This window comes from Paraburkholderia strydomiana, from assembly GCF_031456815.1.
In the GTDB taxonomy this organism is placed as follows: domain Bacteria; phylum Pseudomonadota; class Gammaproteobacteria; order Burkholderiales; family Burkholderiaceae; genus Paraburkholderia; species Paraburkholderia caledonica.
On the sequence record NZ_JAVDVL010000002.1, the window covers coordinates 824098 to 841971 of the forward strand.

General features: G+C 61.9%; 15 protein-coding genes. 7 read left to right on the forward strand and 8 right to left on the reverse strand.

Going from position 1 to position 17874, the window contains the following annotated elements; all coding sequences use genetic code 11:
- Positions 1 to 26 precede the first annotated feature (26 nt).
- From J2W46_RS09385 to yacG, 6 genes are all read left to right on the forward strand, one after another.
- Positions 27 to 1325 (forward strand): GspE/PulE family protein, encoded by a 1299-nt coding sequence (locus J2W46_RS09385; protein WP_310353014.1) that lies wholly within the window; start codon positions 27 to 29, stop codon positions 1323 to 1325.
- Positions 1322 to 2551, forward strand: coding sequence for a type II secretion system F family protein (locus J2W46_RS09390; protein WP_310353015.1), 1230 nt, complete (start codon positions 1322 to 1324; stop codon positions 2549 to 2551). Before J2W46_RS09385 ends, J2W46_RS09390 begins: the two co-directional genes overlap by 4 nt.
- 28 nt (positions 2552 to 2579) lie before the next feature.
- Complete coding sequence (locus J2W46_RS09395; RefSeq protein ID WP_310353017.1) at positions 2580 to 3533, forward strand: prepilin peptidase; 954 nt, start codon at positions 2580 to 2582, stop codon at positions 3531 to 3533.
- Positions 3534 to 3536: 3 nt separating this feature from the next.
- The gene (coaE, locus tag J2W46_RS09400; RefSeq protein WP_310353019.1) at positions 3537 to 4148 is read left to right on the forward strand and encodes a dephospho-CoA kinase; all 612 of its coding nucleotides are present in this window, start codon (positions 3537 to 3539) and stop codon (positions 4146 to 4148) included.
- Between the two features lie 180 nt (positions 4149 to 4328).
- Positions 4329 to 5084 (forward strand): cell division protein ZapD, encoded by a 756-nt coding sequence (zapD, locus tag J2W46_RS09405; RefSeq protein ID WP_020071234.1) that lies wholly within the window; start codon positions 4329 to 4331, stop codon positions 5082 to 5084.
- 124 nt (positions 5085 to 5208) lie between these two features.
- Positions 5209 to 5406: a DNA gyrase inhibitor YacG gene (yacG, locus tag J2W46_RS09410; protein ID WP_020071233.1), complete on the forward strand. Its 198-nt coding sequence runs from the start codon at positions 5209 to 5211 to the stop codon at positions 5404 to 5406.
- 31 nt (positions 5407 to 5437) lie between these two features.
- On the opposite strand, the gene J2W46_RS09415 is transcribed toward yacG, so the two are convergent.
- From J2W46_RS09415 to ltrA, 5 genes are all read right to left on the reverse strand, one after another.
- On the reverse strand, positions 5438 to 5860 hold the full coding sequence (locus tag J2W46_RS09415; RefSeq protein WP_310353021.1) for an NUDIX domain-containing protein: 423 nt from the start codon (positions 5858 to 5860) through the stop codon (positions 5438 to 5440).
- Positions 5857 to 6726 carry an ATP-binding protein gene (locus tag J2W46_RS09420; RefSeq protein WP_020071231.1) on the reverse strand — a complete coding sequence of 290 codons (870 nt, stop codon included), beginning with the start codon at positions 6724 to 6726 and terminating at the stop codon, positions 5857 to 5859. Before J2W46_RS09420 ends, J2W46_RS09415 begins: the two co-directional genes overlap by 4 nt.
- A 40-nt stretch (positions 6727 to 6766) precedes the next feature.
- On the reverse strand, positions 6767 to 8008 hold the full coding sequence (argJ, locus tag J2W46_RS09425) for a bifunctional glutamate N-acetyltransferase/amino-acid acetyltransferase ArgJ (protein ID WP_310353024.1): 1242 nt from the start codon (positions 8006 to 8008) through the stop codon (positions 6767 to 6769).
- A 163-nt stretch (positions 8009 to 8171) separates the two neighbouring features.
- A complete protein-coding gene (secA, locus tag J2W46_RS09430) occupies positions 8172 to 10982 on the reverse strand; it encodes a preprotein translocase subunit SecA (protein WP_310353026.1) in 2811 nt (936 codons plus the stop codon).
- Positions 10983 to 11184: 202 nt separating this feature from the next.
- Positions 11185 to 12885 carry a group II intron reverse transcriptase/maturase gene (ltrA, locus tag J2W46_RS09435; RefSeq protein WP_310353030.1) on the reverse strand — a complete coding sequence of 567 codons (1701 nt, stop codon included), beginning with the start codon at positions 12883 to 12885 and terminating at the stop codon, positions 11185 to 11187.
- A gap of 1216 nt (positions 12886 to 14101) precedes the next feature.
- Between ltrA and J2W46_RS09440 the strand changes: the two genes are divergently transcribed.
- Complete coding sequence (locus J2W46_RS09440; protein WP_020071228.1) at positions 14102 to 14587, forward strand: DciA family protein; 486 nt, start codon at positions 14102 to 14104, stop codon at positions 14585 to 14587.
- An 84-nt stretch (positions 14588 to 14671) separates the two neighbouring features.
- On the opposite strand, the gene lpxC is transcribed toward J2W46_RS09440, so the two are convergent.
- From lpxC to ftsZ, 3 genes are all read right to left on the reverse strand, one after another.
- Positions 14672 to 15589, reverse strand: coding sequence for a UDP-3-O-acyl-N-acetylglucosamine deacetylase (lpxC, locus tag J2W46_RS09445; protein ID WP_020071227.1), 918 nt, complete (start codon positions 15587 to 15589; stop codon positions 14672 to 14674).
- 295 nt (positions 15590 to 15884) lie between these two features.
- Entirely contained in the window at positions 15885 to 16388 is a 504-nt protein-coding gene (locus J2W46_RS09450) for a peroxiredoxin (protein ID WP_020071226.1), read from the reverse strand.
- 217 nt (positions 16389 to 16605) lie between these two features.
- Positions 16606 to 17802 (reverse strand): cell division protein FtsZ, encoded by a 1197-nt coding sequence (gene ftsZ, locus J2W46_RS09455; RefSeq protein ID WP_020071225.1) that lies wholly within the window; start codon positions 17800 to 17802, stop codon positions 16606 to 16608.
- Between the last annotated feature and the right edge of the window lie 72 nt (positions 17803 to 17874).

Consider the following 17874-nt stretch of genomic DNA (forward strand, 5'->3'; position numbering starts at 1 on the left):
TACAGGCGGCTAGTCGCCGGCTCTTCATGCAAGCTTCTTTTCAACCCGCGGCCTTGCTGCGGCCACTACCGGCAGGCAGCGAAAGCGCCTCTCGCAATAAGCCAAACGCGCGCACCGGCGAAACCGACGGCGTTGCCGCACTGGCCCACGATCCTGACAACGCCCCCGCCGTGCGTCTGCTCACTGACACGCTGCGGGAAGCAACACGCCGCAACGCATCGGATCTGCACATCGAACCAGCGGAAAACGGCTGGCGGGTGCGCTTGCGCATCGACGGCGTGCTGCATGAAATAGCGACGCCGCCCGCCCATCTGCGGGACGCCTTTATCACGCGCGTGAAGGTTCTGGCGCGCATGGACATCGCCGAGCGGCGTGTTCCACAGGACGGCCGACTTCGGCTCGCCACGTCGCCGGGACGGATCGAGGACTACCGCGTCAACTCGCTGCCCACACTGTTCGGGGAAAAGCTCGTATTGCGCAGGCTCGACGCGCTGCCAACCGATCTTTCGCTCGACTCGCTCGGGCTCGATGCACGGCAGCGCGATGCCGTCGATTCTGCAATTCGCGCGCCGCACGGCCTCGTGCTCGTCACGGGGCCGACGGGCAGCGGCAAGACATTGTCGTTGTACTGCTTCCTGAATCTGCTCAACAGCGAGTCGCGCAATCTATGCTCCGTCGAAGATCCGGCGGAAATCCAGCTGGCCGGCATCAATCAGGTCAGCGTGCGTGAAAAGGCCGGGCTCACTTTCGCTGTCGCGCTGCGCGCCTTTCTGCGCCAGGATCCGGACGTCGTCATGGTCGGCGAAATACGCGACGAGGAAACCGCCGATGTCGCCGTTAAGGCCGCGCAAACCGGCCACCTGGTGCTGTCCACGTTGCACACGAACGACGCGCCAGCCGCTGCCGCGCGTCTGATCGACATTGGCGTGGCGCCGTACAACCTCGCGGCCGCCCTGCGCATGGTGACGGCGCAGCGGCTGGTGCGCCGCCTGTGCACAGCTTGCCGGACGCCCGCGCCACACTCCGCCGCGGCACTTCGTTCAGCGGGCTTTGCCGAAGAACAGATCGACGGTTGGCAGCCCTACGCTGCGAAGGGCTGTGCGGCTTGTCACGGCATTGGCTATCGGGGCCGCGTCGGCGTCCATCAGGTTATGCCCGTGTCCGATGCCATGCGTGAGTTGATCGTCGCGCGAGCGGGAACGCACGAGCTCGCGCGGCAGACGCGCAGCGAACACATCGGCACGCTGCGCGACGCCGCGTTGGCTCGCGTGCGCGACGGCACGACGAGCCTCGCCGAAGCACTCGCCGCCACCGAGGTCGCGTGAGCAATACCGTTACACATCGCCCTACGTCGACCGACACGCGCTTCCGATGGCACGGTGTCGATCCCGACGGCAACCATAGAACGGGCTTGCTCATTGCGCCGGATGCGGGCACCGCTCGCGCTCTGCTCAAGCGCGACAACCTGTTCGTGGTCGATCTGAAAGCCCACGGACCAGCGCCGCGCCCGAGAGCGACTACCGCAGACGTCACGCTGTTCACACGCCAGCTAGCAAGCCTGCTGCGCGCCGGCTTGCCGCTCGCTCCCGCACTGGACCTATTGGGCCAAGCGCAAAGTTCGCGCCGTCCGGGCATGCCGCGGATCGTCGGCGCATTGGCTCGCGACATCACTGCCGGCCTGCGATTTTCGGCTGCCTTGCAACAGCATCCCTTGCAGTTCAACGCTCTGTATTGTCAACTCGTCGAAGTGGGCGAGGCCGCTGGCGCTCTGCCCGCGGTTCTAGCGCGTATCGCCGACGACCGCGAGCGCGCCGCCGCGCAACGGGCGAAAGTGCGCGCGGCGTTGACCTATCCTGTCGTAATCCTGCTGCTGGCTCTGGCGATCACTGCCGCTTTGCTCGTCTGGGTGGTGCCGACTTTCAAACAGATCTTCGACGGATTTGGCGCGCGTTTGCCCGTGCCAACGCAGTTCGTACTAGCGCTGTCGTCGGGTGCCGCGCAACGGAGTGTGCCCGCCATCGCGGTCATCGTAGCGGCGTATTTCGCGGCGACGTTTCTTCTGCGGCGTTCCGAAACGGCGCGCATCCGCTTCGCGCGTTTATCGCTGAAAATACCGGTTGCCGGTTCACTGCTGGCCACGCTCTGCGCCGCTCGGTGGAGCCACGCGCTCGGCACCTTGCTGTCGGCCGGCACGCCGCTCGCCGACGCATTCGATTCGCTGACTCACGCCACGGGCAACGCCTTTTTCGATCGCGCAACGGGGGACATCGCGGCGCGCCTGCGGCGCGGCGAACGGCTTGCAGCGGCCATGCGTTCGGCAAGCTGCTTCCCGCAAGATGTCGTGCAGCCGGTCGCCGTTGCCGAGGAGTCCGGAGCACTCGACACCATGCTTCTCGACGTGGCGTCGCTGGCCGATCGTCAGGTAGACGAAAAGATCGGCACGCTGTCGAGTCTGTGCGAACCGCTCGTCATCGTTGTGCTGGGGGCGCTGGTCGGCGGGCTTGTCATCGCGATGTATCTTCCCATTATTCAACTCGGCAACGTGGTGTAGCATCGCAGCCGAATCCACCGTATCGTCCATGCAGGCAGCTCACTCACTCGTGCCAGAAACCTCCTCCAACCTGCTTTCGGGCTCGCTTTCGAACCTGCTGCCGGATCATTTCGCAGCGGGTCTCGGTCAGGCATTCGGCAGCCTGCCGGCCGCCTTGCAGTTTGCTTTTGCGATCGTATTCGGGCTCGTCATCGGCAGCTTCCTGAACGTTGTCGTGCATAGAGTGCCGATCATGCTCGAACGCGCATGGCGTCTGGAAGTGAGCGAGGCGACTAACCAACCTCTCGAAGAAGACGGCCTGCCGGCGCGGTACAACCTGTGGGTGCCACGCAGCGCCTGTCCTCATTGCGGGCATGTGCTGCACGCATGGGAGAACCTGCCGCTGCTCAGCTATCTGCTGCTGCGCGGTCGCTGTTCCGCATGCGGGGCTCGCGTGAGCGCACGTTATCCGCTACTCGAACTCTGCACCGCGGCCCTCGCGGCCGGCGCTCTCGCGCTGTTCGGTCCGACGCTCGCCGCGCTCGCCGCGTTCGGGCTGTGCGCCGCCCTGCTCGCGATGAGCGCCATCGACATCGACACGCATCTGCTACCGGACTCGATGACGTTGCCCCTGCTTTGGGCAGGCATCATCGTCAACTACTACGGCGTGTTCGCGAGTCTCCAGGATGCCGTGCTCGGCGCCATTTTCGGCTATCTCGTGCTGTGGGCCGTGCATTGGCTATTCCGGCTCGTGCGAGGTATCGACGGCATGGGTTATGGCGACTTCAAACTGCTCGCGGCGCTCGGCGCGTGGCTTGGCTGGGCGGCACTCCCTCAGATCGTGCTGGTCGCCGCCGTCGCGGGCGCGGTCGTCGGTCTCGCGGCAACGTGGCGCGGCCGCATGCGCTTTGAAGAGCCGCTGCCTTTCGGGCCGTTTCTTGCGGCGGGCGGCGTTCTCACCTTGTTTTTCGGCACACCGCTTTACCTGGCTCTCGGAGGCTGAAGCATGTTCGTCGTGGGACTCACAGGCGGCATCGGCAGCGGCAAATCGACTGTTGCCGATCTGTTCGCGGCGCATGGCGTGCCGCTCGTCGATACCGATCTGATCGCGCATCGCATCACCGCGCCGCACGGCATGGCGATGCCCCAGATCGCCGCCGAGTTCGGCAACGAGTTCGTCGCCGCGGACGGCTCGCTCGACCGCGCACGCATGCGCACGCTTGTATTCAGCGACGACGCGGCGCGCAAACGACTCGAAAACATCACCCATCCGCTGATTCGCGCAGAAACGGAACGCGAGCAACGCGAGGCCACCGGCCCCTATGTGATCGTTGTGGTTCCGCTGCTGGTAGAGTCGGGCAGCTGGAAAACCCGCGTGAATCGCGTACTCGCCGTGGATTGCAGCGTGGAGACGCAAATCTCGCGCGTAATGAACCGCAATGGTTTCAGCCGCGAACAGGTGCTCGCGATCATCGCCCGCCAGGCTACGCGCGAAGCGCGTCTCGCCGCCGCAGATGACGTGATCGTCAACGACAACGCGCCGCTCAGTGCGCTCGAAGCGCAGGTCGAGGCGCAGCATCGCGCATACCTGGCGTTGGCGCGCGCAGAGCCGACGTGATCGATTGGCGCGAAACGTTGAACTTTGGCTTTAGCTGTATGCCGAAGCAGCGGAAAATCATCAAAAACGCGCCCGAAAATGTGCAAAAACCCGCAGGAAAAGCGCGTGATTGCTAGGGTAGTCCCACGGCATTAGAATGTCCTGCATTCCCGTCACCGACCACGCCCGAGGCGAGCCCGCTTGATCCTTTACGAGTACCCCTTCAACGAGCGAATCCGGACGCTATTGCGCCTCGAAGACCTGTTCGAGCGCTTCACGTTTTTTCTGACGCAAGAAGACGCCAGGGAACATCATGTGGCACTGACCACGCTGTTCGAAATCACAGAGGTGGCGGGTCGCGCGGATCTCAAGTCCGATCTGATGAAGGAACTCGAGCGGCAGCGGCAAACGCTCGCACCGTTTCGCGGCAATCCGGGAATCGAGCAGAGCGCGCTTGAAGCAGTGCTCGGCGAAATCGAGCACACATTGGCGGGACTTTCGCAGATGCAGGGCAAGACGGGCCAGCATCTTGCGGAGAACGAATGGCTCGCGAGCATCCGCAGCCGGGCGATCATTCCGGGCGGCACCTGCAAATTCGACCTGCCCTCTTATTACGCGTGGCAGCAACTGCATCCGGATCAGCGGCGTCAGGACATCGCCAAGTGGGTCACGCCGCTGCTGCCTTTGCGCGACGCAGCCACCATTGTGCTGAGGCTTGCACGGGAGTCGGGGCAGGCGTCGAAGGTTATGGCCATGGCAGGCAGCTATCAGCAAATGCTGTCGGGCCGCTCGTATCAGTTGATGCAGGTGCGCGTGGCGCCGGAATTGCGCGTGATTCCCGAGGCCAGCGCCAACAAATACATGCTGTGGGTGCGCTTCACGGTGCAGGACGGCGATTTGCGTCCACGTGCCGTCGATGTGGATGTGCCCTTCCAGCTCACGCTTTGCAGCCTGTAAGCAAGCCCTTCGCGAGCGCTGCACGGACTCAATAAAGCGGTCGGCTTGCTCGCCGCGCCTTTAAAGCGGCAGCAAAAGCCCCTATATTCGTTACTTGTTCCATTTGTACTGACCGCCTGACCGTATGCCAACCGTCGTCAAATGCCCCACCTGCGGAAAGGACGTCCGCTGGACACCCGAAAACCGCTTCCGCCCGTTCTGCTCGGACCGCTGCAAACAGATCGATCTCGGCGCGTGGGCCGCTGAAAAGTACAAAATCGGCGGGACCGATCAGGAAGCGCCGTCAGACGAGACGCCTGGCGGCGACTACAACCCGCATTGAGCGCGCGGGGCGCGTCGTCCGCTTGAACCTGTCAGCGTTTCTCCGACGCGAGCCACTCCAGCACGGGAATGGTCGCCGGCAGGAGCGGCGCAACCTCGGCCGGCAGCGCCTGCCACACGAACGCCTGGCCTTCGCGGCCGTGCGGCTCGCCCTTCCACTGCGTCACCTTGCAGAAAAAGAGCCGCACATAAGCATGCGGATAATCGTGTTCGAGCGTATGCCAAAGGTGGCACGCTTCCACTTCGATGCCCAGCTCTTCGTGTAACTCGCGGGCAAGCGCCGCCTCGACCGATTCGCCCGTCTCCAGCTTACCGCCCGGGAATTCCCAGTAGCCCTCGTACGGCTTGCCCGCCGGACGCTGCGCGAGCAGATAGCGCCCGTCCGGCTGCACCAGCACGCCCACGGCAACTTCCGTCACCAGACGACCGGCCGAGTTCGTCTGCGCGTCGCTCATGCTTCGGATTTCCGGCCAGACCAGTCGCGCGCAAACTGCCACGCGACGCGCCCCGAGCGCGAACCGCGCTCGAGTGCCCACACGAGCGCGTCGCCGCGCGCGGCTTCGACTTCAGCGTCATTGCAGCCAAAATGCCGCAGCCAGTGGCCGATGATCGACAGGTAGTCGTCCTGCTTGAACGGATAGAAGCTGACCCACAGGCCGAAACGTTCCGACAGTGAGATCTTTTCTTCGACCAGCTCGCCGGGATGAATCTCGCCGTCTGACGTGTGCTTATAGGTCTCGTTGTCGCTCATGTACTCCGGCAACAGATGGCGGCGGTTCGACGTCGCGTAAATGAGCACGTTGTCCGATTGCGCGGCAACCGAGCCGTCGAGCGCAACTTTCAGCGCCTTGTAGCCCGACTCGCCGTCTTCGAACGAGAGGTCGTCGCAGAACACCACGAAGCGCTCCGGCCGCTTCGCAATCAGATCGACGATGTCGCCCAGATCGTGCAAATCGTCCTTGTCCACTTCGATCAGGCGCAAGCCGTCTTTCGCATACGCGTTCAGGCACGCCTTGATCAGCGACGACTTGCCGGTGCCCCGCGCGCCCGTCAACAGCACGTTATTGGCCGGCAGCTTGTGGACGAATTGGCGCGTGTTCTGTTCGATCAGCGCTTTCTGACGGTCGATGTTTTGCAGATCGTCGAGCGTGATGTCGGAGATGGCCGGCACCGGCTGCAGGTAGCCGCGCCCCTGGCGTTTGCGCCAGCGGAAAGCAACCGCCGCCGCCCAGTCGATCTCAGGCGCGGCGGGCGGAAGCATCGCTTCCAGGCGGACGAGCACGGCTTCGGCCCGTGTCAGAAACTGTTCGAGTTTGTCCATAACAATGAGTGAGCAGCCAGAAGCCGCATGATGAACCTGGTTACGAGCGGTAGTCGGCGTTGATGCTCACGTAGTCGTGCGACAGATCGCAAGTCCAGATCGTGGCTTGCGCATTGCCGCGGCCGAGCACGACGCGAATGCCGATCTCGCTCTTTTTCATGACGCGCTGGCCGTCTTCTTCGCGGTACGCCGGATTGCGGCCGCCGGCAGTCGCGACGAGCACGTCGTCCAGATACAGATCGATCTTGCCGACGTCGAGATCGTCGATGCCGGCATAGCCGATAGCCGCCAGAATGCGGCCGAGGTTCGGGTCCGATGCATAAAAGGCTGTCTTCACGAGCGGCGAGTGGCCGATCGCGTACGCGATCTGCCGGCATTCACCGACGCTCGAACCGCCTTCTACGTGCACCGTCATGAATTTGGTCGCGCCTTCGCCGTCGCGCACGATCAGCTGCGCGAGCGTCTGTGCGACTTCGGTCACCGCGTCGCGCAGCGCTGCGTAAGCGGGCGAGTCGGTGGACGTGATCGCCGGCAGGCTCGATTTGCCCGACGCGATCAGGATGAACGAATCGTTCGTCGACGTATCGCCGTCAATCGTGATGCAGTTGAACGACCGGTCTGCAACGTGTTTGACCAGCGCGTCGAGCACCGGCTGAGCAAGCGCCGCGTCGAACGCGAGGAAGCCGAGCATGGTCGCCATGTTCGGTTTGATCATGCCGGCGCCCTTGCTGATGCCGGTCAGCGTGACCGTGTGGCCGTCGATCGTGACCTGGCGCGAGGTCGCCTTTGGCAACGTGTCGGTGGTCATGATCGCCTGCGCGGCGTCGTACCAGTTGGCTTCCTTGCGGTTCGCGAGCGCGGCCGGCAAACCCGCCTTAAGACGATCGACCGGCAACGGCTCCAGAATCACGCCCGTTGAAAACGGCAGCACCTGCTCCGGCGCGATGTCGGCGAGGCGCGCGAGTTCCACGCAGGTTTCGCGCGCCGCGACGAGACCCGGTTCGCCGGTGCCCGCGTTCGCGTTTCCGGTGTTGATCACCAGGGCGCGAATCGGCTTGCCGCCGGCGCGCACGCGCTCCAGATTCTCGCGGCACACCGTGACCGGCGCCGCGCAAAAGCGGTTCTGCGTGAAGACGCCGCCTACCGTCGCGCCTTCGTCGACGGAAATGACGAGCACGTCCTTGCGGTTCGGCTTGCGAATGTTCGCCTCCGCCCAACCGAGCGTGACGCCGGCGACGGGATGCAGTTGAGCGGGATCGATCGAGGGGAAATTGACAGCCATGGTCGCGACCTGTCGAAGAAAATGCCGGCGAGTGCCGGCATTGAGGGAAACGGAACTAGTAGCTCGGCCAGATGCCGGACCACCGCGAAATCAGCAACACAACACGGTCAGGAAAGACTGCGCCATGCGACGCGGCGCGCCTGTCAGCGCGCCGCCCAAGGCATTATGCGATCTTGCCGTGACACTGCTTGTACTTCTTGCCGCTGCCGCACGGGCACGGATCATTGCGGCCGACCTTCGGCACATTGTCCGCGCCGACAGGCGACGCCGTTTGCGGCGAGGAGCCGTGGCTCATCGCGTCGCCGATCATCGCGGCAGTTGCGGCCTCTGCTGCAGCAGGCGCCGCGGACGAAGCTTCGGCAAATTCAGCGTGACGGAACTCGACGTTCTCGAGGTGGCCGCCCTGCTCTTCCATCTGTTCGGCCGCCTGCTCCAACTGCTCGGGCGACTGGATCTGCACGTTCATCACCACGCGAGTGACTTCGAGCTTCACCGCGTCGAGCATGGCGGCGAACAGTTCGAACGCCTCGCGCTTGTATTCCTGCTTCGGGTTTTTCTGCGCATAACCCCGCAGATGGATGCCCTGACGCAAGTGGTCGAGCGCGGCGAGATGTTCGCGCCAGCTGCGGTCGAGCGTTTGCAGCATGATCGAACGTTCGAACGCGCTAAACGACTCGCGGCCGACCAGTTCGACTTTGGCTTCGTATGCTTCGTCTGCGGCGGCTTGCACCGCTTCGAGAATTTCGTCGGACGTGATCGAGTTCGACTCGTTGATCATTTCCTGGATCGCGAGGTCGAGCTGCCATTCGTTGCGCAGCACTTCCTCCAGTTCCGGCACGTCCCACTGTTCTTCAATGCTGCCCGCCGGCACGAACTGGTGAACGATCTCCGCGATCACGCCATGACGCATCGCGCCGATGGTTTCGGTAATGTCGTTCGCCTCGAGCAGTTCGTTACGCTGCTGGTAGATCACCTTGCGCTGATCGTTCGAGACGTCGTCGTATTCGAGCAATTGCTTGCGGATGTCGAAGTTGCGCGCCTCAACCTTGCGCTGCGCCGATTCGATGGAGCGCGAGACGATGCCCGCTTCGATCGCCTCGCCTTCCGGCATCTTCAGGCGGTCCATGATCGCGCGCACACGGTCGCCCGCGAAAATGCGCAGCAGCGGATCTTCCAGCGACAGGTAAAAGCGCGACGAACCCGGGTCGCCCTGACGGCCCGCACGGCCGCGCAACTGGTTGTCGATCCGCCGCGATTCGTGGCGCTCCGTGCCGATGATGTGCAGACCGCCCGCGGCCTTCACCTGATCGTGCAACGCCTGCCATTCGTCATGCAGCTTCTGGATGCGGCGCTGCTTTTCGTCGTCGGGGATCGTCTCGTCGAGTTCAATGAACGACGCCTGTTTTTCCGCATTGCCGCCGAGCACGATGTCAGTGCCGCGACCGGCCATGTTCGTGGCGATCGTAATGCGCTTCGGACGGCCCGCTTCCGCCACGATCTCCGCTTCACGCGCGTGCTGCTTCGCGTTGAGCACTTCGTGGGGCAAACCGGCCTGCTTCAGCAGATGCGAGAGCAGTTCCGAATTTTCAATCGACGTGGTGCCGACCAGCACCGGCTGACCGCGCTCGTAGCAGTCACGGATGTCGCGGATCACCGCGTCGTAACGTTCCTTGGCGGTCTTGTAGATCTGATCCTGCTTGTCGATCCGCTTCGGCGGACGGTTAGTCGGGATCACGACCGTCTCGAGACCGTAGATCTCGTTGAATTCATACGCTTCGGTGTCGGCCGTGCCGGTCATGCCGGACAGCTTGGCGTACATACGGAAGTAGTTCTGGAACGTGATCGAAGCGAGCGTCTGGTTCTCGCTCTGAATCTTCACGTGCTCCTTCGCCTCGACAGCCTGGTGCAAGCCGTCCGACCAGCGGCGGCCGGCCATCAGACGACCGGTGAATTCGTCGACGATGATCACCTCGCCGTTCTGCACCACGTAGTGCTGGTCCTTGTAGAACAGCGTGTGTGCGCGCAATGCGGCGTACACATGGTGCATCAGCGTGATGTTCTGCGGCGCGTACAGGCTTTCGCCCTCGCCGATCAGGCCCCACTCGGCGAGCAGGCGCTCCGCTTTCTCGTGGCCCGATTCAGTCAGGAAGACCTGGCGGCCTTTCTCGTCGAGCGTGTAGTCGCCCGGCTTTTCCACGCCTGTGCCGTCAGCCTTTTCTTCGCCAATCTGGCGCTCGAGCAGCGGCGGCAGCGCGTTCATGCGCACGTAGAGTTCGGTGTGATCTTCTGCCTGACCGGAGATGATCAGTGGGGTACGCGCTTCGTCGATCAGGATCGAGTCCACTTCGTCGACCACGGCGAAGTTCAGCGCTCGCTGCACGCGGGCTTCCGGCTCGTACACCATGTTGTCGCGCAGGTAGTCGAAGCCGAACTCGTTGTTCGTACCGTACGTGATGTCGGCCGCGTATGCCTGCTGCTTCATCTCGTGGTCCATCTGCGACAGATTGATGCCGACGGACATACCGAGGAAGTTGTAGAGGCGCGCCATCCACTCGGCGTCGCGCTGGGCCAGATAGTCGTTCACCGTGACGACGTGAACGCCGCGGCCCGACAGCGCATTCAGATACACCGGCAGCGTGGCGACGAGCGTCTTGCCTTCGCCGGTGCGCATTTCGCCGATCTTGCCGTAGTGCAGAACCATGCCGCCGATCAGCTGCACGTCGAAGTGGCGCATTTTCAGCACCCGCTTGCTCGCCTCGCGGCAGACCGCGAACGCTTCCGGCAGCAGTTTATCCAGCGACTCGCCGCTCGCGACGCGTTGGCGGAACTCGTCCGTTTTCGCGCGCAGTTGATCGTCCGTCAATTGCTCGATCTGCGGTTCGAGCGCATTGATCGCCGCGACGGTCTTTTGATATTGCTTGACTAGCCGCTGGTTGCGGCTGCCAAAAATCTTCTGTAGAAAACCGGTGGTCATCGGATCGGTGTCTGCGTCGCGGCTTCGGCTGGGTTGCGGCGTGCAATTAAAGCACGCGCGCTCCGGGGTCGGAGTGGCCTCGGCGGCTTAGTCCAAGAGTGAATTGTCGGGTAGCCCGACCTTCTTACGAAGATCGGGCCCCCCGAGAACCGTACGTGCGAGTTTCCCCGCATACGGCTCAAATCTACAAACAAAGTTCTGTCTACGACAGAACCGGCTTAGTTACTACAAGTTTACCAACGTGTACCTGCTGGTGACAGTGCGGGTGAAGCAAGACCCGGTTGGACAACTTGTCTGACCCGCCATGCATCCGATATTCCAGATGATGGTCGTGCCAGCCTGTTTCGTCCGTCAAGGCACAGCCGCAGTGCGCACACAGCCCGCTCTGCGACATGTACAGCTTTGCCCACTGTTTCCGGTAGCGCATCGAATCCCACAGACGCGTCTGCCGCAGTTGCTCGCCATACTGCTCCCACTTCGGATCAAAGGGATTGAATTCTCCTTGGATCTTCTTGTGTCTCCTGATCGCCGTACCGCTGAGTTGGTACAACTCCATCAGGCCCCAACTGCCATCGTCTCGAACCGTCCGGACCGCAAACACCCACTGTCGAGCGTCGATTGAGTGGAAGTACTTCTGTCGCACCCAACTGCTGCTCTTTCGGGGATGTCGCCGCTTGGACCACCACCAGAGCCTCCGGAACACCAGATGCTCCATGTGGGTGTACGCCTTTTTGGCCGTAACCGGATGGTGATACTGCGCCCATCCGCGCAACATTGGATTTAGCAGTCGGATCATCTCCTCCTGCTTCACCGTCTTGTTGCTGCGAATCGTTTCCGCCACCTTGCTGTAGAACGCTTTCGCGTTCTTCTTGCTCGGTTTGATGAGCATCTTTCCGGAGTACTTTCGGAAATTCCACCCAAGGAAATCGAAGCCGTCGTCAATGTGAGTGATCCGCGTCTTCTCCTCCGATAACTGCAGCCCCCGAACCGCAAGGAATGCCTCTACCCAAGGTCGGACTTCGCACTCCAGCAACTCACGCGAGTCGCCGGTGATTACAAAGTCGTCCGCGTACCGCACCACATTCACTTTGAGCCTTCGAGCTTTCATGATCCCTAGTTTTGCACCGAGGTGCACTTCCAGTTCTCGCTCCAGCCCATTCAGCGTTACGTTTGCCAATGTCGGGGAGATGATGCCTCCCTGCGGCGTACCGGCCTCAGTCGCCTGTCGCTGCCCCTTATAAATCAGGCCAGCCTTCAACCATTTCCGGAGGATTACTCTGTCCATCAGGACATTGTTTTCCAACCAGTCATGACTGATATGGTCAAAGCATCCCTTGATATCCGCTTCGAGGACCCATTTGGCAGAAGCCTTTTGGGACATACAAACGCGGATTTGGGCCATCGCATCAGCTGTCGAACGATTTTGCCTGAACCCGTAGGAATTCAGGTCACTCGTCGATTCCGATACTGGCTCCAAAGCCAGCAGATGCAGAGCTTGCATCGCCCTGTCCCGCATGGTCGGAATGCCCAGAGGGCGTTCCTTCCCATTGGCCTTGGGGATAAAGACTCTCCGTAATGGCAGAGGCTTGTATCCGCGCCGCTTCAACCTGCCGATGGCTTCCCACCGGCTGTCAGGCGAATCCCATAGCTCGCGATCGACTCCAGCCGTTCGCGCACCCTGGTTTTGCGTAACACGTCGTACCGCATACAGCTTCGCAGACAACGTGCGAGTTAGCATCCGTTGCAGGGCTTTCACCCTACGCCAGTCACCTTCCCGCGTCGCCTTCGCAATTCGAATCTGCATCCCTCTCACGTTCCGCTCAACCCGTCGCCAATCTACGGCGTACCAGTTGTCCGGCGCGCGGGAAAGCGCAGATCCGGTCTTTCGACCAGATACTTTCATGCTGCTCTCCTCCCTGGAAAAGTCCCCAGACAGAAGGCGCATCTCCCCCAGCGGGGTAGATACACCCCGCTGGGGAACAACAAAACTCAATGCAGGCGCATGCACCTGCATGTGACCAAGTTACAGAGGGTAGTCAGCCGTCTTGCGACGGTAGACCAGACGGAAGTCTGCCCGCTTTCGCGTGGGGTGATGTTCCAACCCCTATCCGAGCCATTACAGCCCGGCTTTCGCTTTTTCCGTCCTCCCATACCTGCACAATCAACAGCGTCCCTTGCGGTTCGCCTGCCAGCCTTACTGCGCTGGCAACCATACAGGCTTACCACGTTCCCGGCATGTCACACGACTGACTTAGGTTCTGCCTATTCCCCGGCGGTATCACGAACGACGTAACCCGAGATTCGAGCGGGCTATCCAACCGCATACCTTTTGGTTAGTGCCTATCAGCAGCTTTGGCACACAATGCTAACGAGGTTTATCAGCAGTTCACTTCCGTTAACCCTATCAGCCAGCCTAGCGCCTTACCCCCTTGCTGCTAGGAGTATCCAGACCGCTCCTCGCGGAACCAATCTGCCCGAAACGTCCGGGGGCTACATTGTCAGAAGAGCTTCACACGCCACCGTTGCCAGTGACGCATGTCTTCCTAGGCTACTGCTGGTCGTACAGCAGGTTCACTACCCTCGTCGTCCAGCAAACGAGGACGAACAATGACACACCGAGCTTTTCGCTCGTATCGTTTAGCGAAACCCTTGCTTGAAGGCGAGGGAATTGCAAACATCACCCCGCCCTGTCGGCGGAGGTGAAGCCGCTGACTGGGCGGGACCTGACGGTAATCAGGCCCATGCAACAAGGTTCCCGGCTGATTGCTCCGGTTTCCAATTTCACTACAAGGATGCTTCCCAGAGGGTTGCATCTGCTTCCTAAAGTGCGGCCCACAAGGGGGCCGCCTGCGGAGGGCATGGTGAGTTGCCTCAATAACCCTCTAGTCGATGCTCCGTAACGTGGAGCAGTCGGACACGAGCGTGCGTGTCGCACCGAATCGGGCATTTTAGCACGCGCCCCCGCCTGCGCTGATGTCGCCAGCGCGACGCCGGCAAGGCAGCGGAGCCCGCCGCGCCGCCCTTCGACGGCGTACACACGGGCGGGTCTGCGTGCATCCCGCGCGGTACAATCGGGGCGTGTTCGCGCATTGGGTGCGAACGCGCCGCCACTGTCAAACATGAGCCGTTTCCCCTCGTTTTCAAGGCCGCCGCCAAAGCAGTTCAACGTGCGCCGGCCTCAGCCGGTAGCCGAAGTGCTCAATCGCACCGACGCTTTTGCCGCGCTGCGGGCGGGCGTCGAGCAGATTGCCGCGTTGGAGAAAGACCTGCGGGACCTGCTGCCCGATTACCTGGCGACGAGCGTGGAACCCAGTTTTATCAAGGAAGGCGTGCTGGCGCTTTTCGCCGCCCACAACGCGTTGGCGGCGCGACTGCGGCATCTGGAGCCGCGGTTGCTGTCGGACCTGCAGCAGCGCGGCTGGCCGGTCAACGCGTTGCGTATCCGTGTGCGGCCGCAGCCCGCTAAGGAGCCGCCGCCGGTCAAGCAGGCGCGCATGACGCCCGTCGGCGCCGAGGCGTTACACGCGCTCAGCGAATCGCTTGCGCCCTCGCCGCTGCAGGAAGCGTTGGCGAAAATGGCAGCGCGGCATCGGAGAAATCGCTGAACAAAAGAAAAAGCGGCTCGTTGGAGCCGCTTATTTTTCGTGTGTTCGCTTCGGAGATTTCACCGAAGAGGTGAAGTTAATTCGTTACGCAAAAGCCGTCTGCGTCTCATAAGCGAAGCCGCGCGGCGCCTTGCGCGTGTCGTCGAAAGTGACGATCTCGTACGAATCTTCATGCGCGAGCAGTTCCCGCAGCAGTGCGTTGTTCAAGCCGTGGCCCGATTTGTACGCGTTGTACGAAGCCAGCAAAGGATGGCCCACCACGTACAGGTCGCCGATCGCGTCCAACATCTTGTGTTTGACGAACTCGTCGTCGTAACGCAAACCGTCGTTGTTCAGAATGCGGTACTCGTCGAGCACGATCGCGTTGTCCATGCTGCCGCCGCGTGCGAGGCCCAACTCACGCATCATTTCCACTTCGTGCGCAAAACCGAACGTGCGAGCGCGAGCGATTTCGCGAACGTACGACGTATTGGCGAAATCGACTTCCAGCGCCTGGCCGGTTTTATCGACAGCCGGGTGACGGAAATCAATCGTGAATTTGAGCTTGAAACCGAAATACGGATCGAGCCGGGCGAATTTATCGCCGTCACGAATCTCGACCGGCTTGGTGACCTTGATGAATTTCTTCGCTGCGTTCTGCTCTTCGATTCCCGCCGATTGAATCAGAAACACGAACGAGCCGGCGCTGCCGTCCATGATCGGAATTTCTTCAGCGGTGACGTCGACATACAGGTTGTCGATGCCCAGTCCGGCGCAAGCGGACATCAAATGCTCGATGGTCGAGACGCGCGCGCCGTCTTTCTGCAACACGGAAGCGAGACGTGTATCGCCGATCGCCATTGCCGACGCGGGGATGTCTACCGGCGTGGGCAAATCCACGCGCGAAAACACGATGCCCGTGTCCGGCGCTGCCGGGCGAAGCGTCAGGTCGACCTTACGGCCGGAGTGCAAGCCGATGCCGACCGTCTTGACGATTGATTTGATGGTGCGCTGCTTCAACATGGTGATCTTTTATTCGATTGAAAATCCCAATCGGGACTTTTTGTTCCATAGCACGAATTATACTCCATAACCCTAAGAAGCGTCTTCGCACGGAACGTATCAATCTGTTTCGCTGCGTTACCCACATTATTCATTGGGCGCCCGTGAGGGAAAGCGTGACGGGCCGACGTCCGGAACGGAGGCGTTTCCGGTCGTCGGCCCGCGTAACGGCCTGTCACAAAAGCGTCGCATTCACTGTTGCCGCGGTACAACGCGGTTTCCCGCGCGCCGCGTCAGCGTGATGACGCCGCCATAACTAGCTCAACGTAGCGAGGATACTCCTTGCATCGCTCACTTCGAATTTGCCCGCAGCCTCGACGTTCAGCGTCTTGACCACGCCGTCGTCGACAACCATCGCGTAGCGCTGGGAACGGATTCCCATGCCGCGCGCCGACAAATCCTGCTCGAGACCAAGCGCTCGTGTGAAAGCCGCACTGCCATCCGCCATCATGCGCACCTTGCCCGAGGCGTGCAGATCGCGTCCCCACGCGCCCATCACGAACGCGTCGTTCACGGACACACACCAGATTTCGTCGACCCCGAGCGCGTGCAACTGCTCGGCGTATTCGACATAACCCGGTACGTGCTTGGCAGAACAGGTCGGCGTGAACGCGCCAGGCAATCCGAAGATCACCACACGCTTGCCCGCCGTCTGCTCGCGCACGTCGAAGCTATTAGGCCCGATCGTGCAGCCCGCGCGCTCGTCTTCGACATACTCGAAGAGCGTAGCGTCGGGCAGCTTGTCACCAGCTTGAATCATGCTCAGTCCTTTGCATCGATGCGAAGCGTCTCTCGCACATCATCGTGTCGCAGTGAATCGGCGACAGTTGCCCAAACCGCTTCGTTTTCCGAAGAGGGCACTTGTCCTTGCCGCGAATCCGACGATACGCGGCTTGTTTGCCGTTCACCCGCCACGCTCGTGCATTCGTCCGCCAACGCCCAGGAACAGGCGCGGCAGCGAAAGCCTGCCCGTGCGCTCAGTCCGCCTGCTTGCGCAGGAATGCCGGAATGTCGTACGTGTCGACGCCCTTTTCCTGCAGCGCCTGCACGTGCGAAGCCGCGGTGTCGCGCGACGTGCGCCACACAGCCGGCGTGTCCAGCGCGCCGTAGTCGGCGGTGCTCGCGTGCGACGGCGTTGCGTAGGCCGCGTGTTGCGTGCTGATCGGCTGATTGTCGGTGCCGGTGCGCAGCAGCGTCATGGGTGCCGATTGCTGCTTCTTCGCCGCACGGCCGAGACCCGTTGCCACGACCGTCACGCGCAGCGCGTCGCCCATTGCATCGTCGTACACCGCGCCGAAGATCACGGTTGCGTCTTCTGCAGCATAGCTCTTGATGGTGTTCATCACTTCGCGCGTTTCAGACAGACGCAGCGAACGGCTCGACGTGATGTTCACCAGCACGCCACGCGCGCCCGACAGATCCACACCTTCCAGCAGCGGGCTGGCCACAGCCTGCTCGGCAGCGAGACGCGCGCGATCGACGCCGGCAACCGTCGCCGTGCCCATCATCGCCTTGCCCTGCTCGCCCATCACCGTCTTCACGTCTTCGAAGTCGACGTTCACCAGACCGTCGACGTTGATGATTTCCGCGATGCCGGCAACTGCGTTGTTCAGAACGTCGTCTGCGCACTGGAAGCACTTGTCCATCTCGGCGTCATCGCCCATCACCTCGAACAGCTTGTCGTTCAGAACGACGATCAGCGAGTCGACGTGATCCTCCAGTTGCTGCGAACCGGCTTCTGCCACACGCATGCGCTTGCCGCCTTCGAATTCGAACGGCTTGCTGACCACGCCTACGGTCAAGATCCCCATTTCCTTCGCGATCTGCGCGACCACCGGCGCCGCGCCCGTGCCCGTGCCGCCGCCCATGCCGGCCGTGATGAAGACCATGTGCGCGCCGCGCAATGCGTCGGCGATGCGCTCACGTGCTTCCTGCGCGGCGGCGTGGCCCATCTCCGGCTTGGCGCCGGCGCCCAAACCCGTGTTGCCCAACTGGATCACCGCAGTGGCGCGCGAACGCGACAAAGCCTGTGCGTCCGTGTTCATCACGATGAAGTCGACGCCTTGCACGCCCTTGTTGATCATGTGCTGAACGGCATTGCCGCCAGCGCCACCTACTCCGACCACCTTGATGATGGTGCCGTTCGTTTCGGTTTCCAGCATCTGGAATTCCATGTTGCCTCCGTCAAGATAAAAAATTCAGCCACTCGGCCGTTATTCGGCAAGAGATCGGGCAACCCCCTGTCG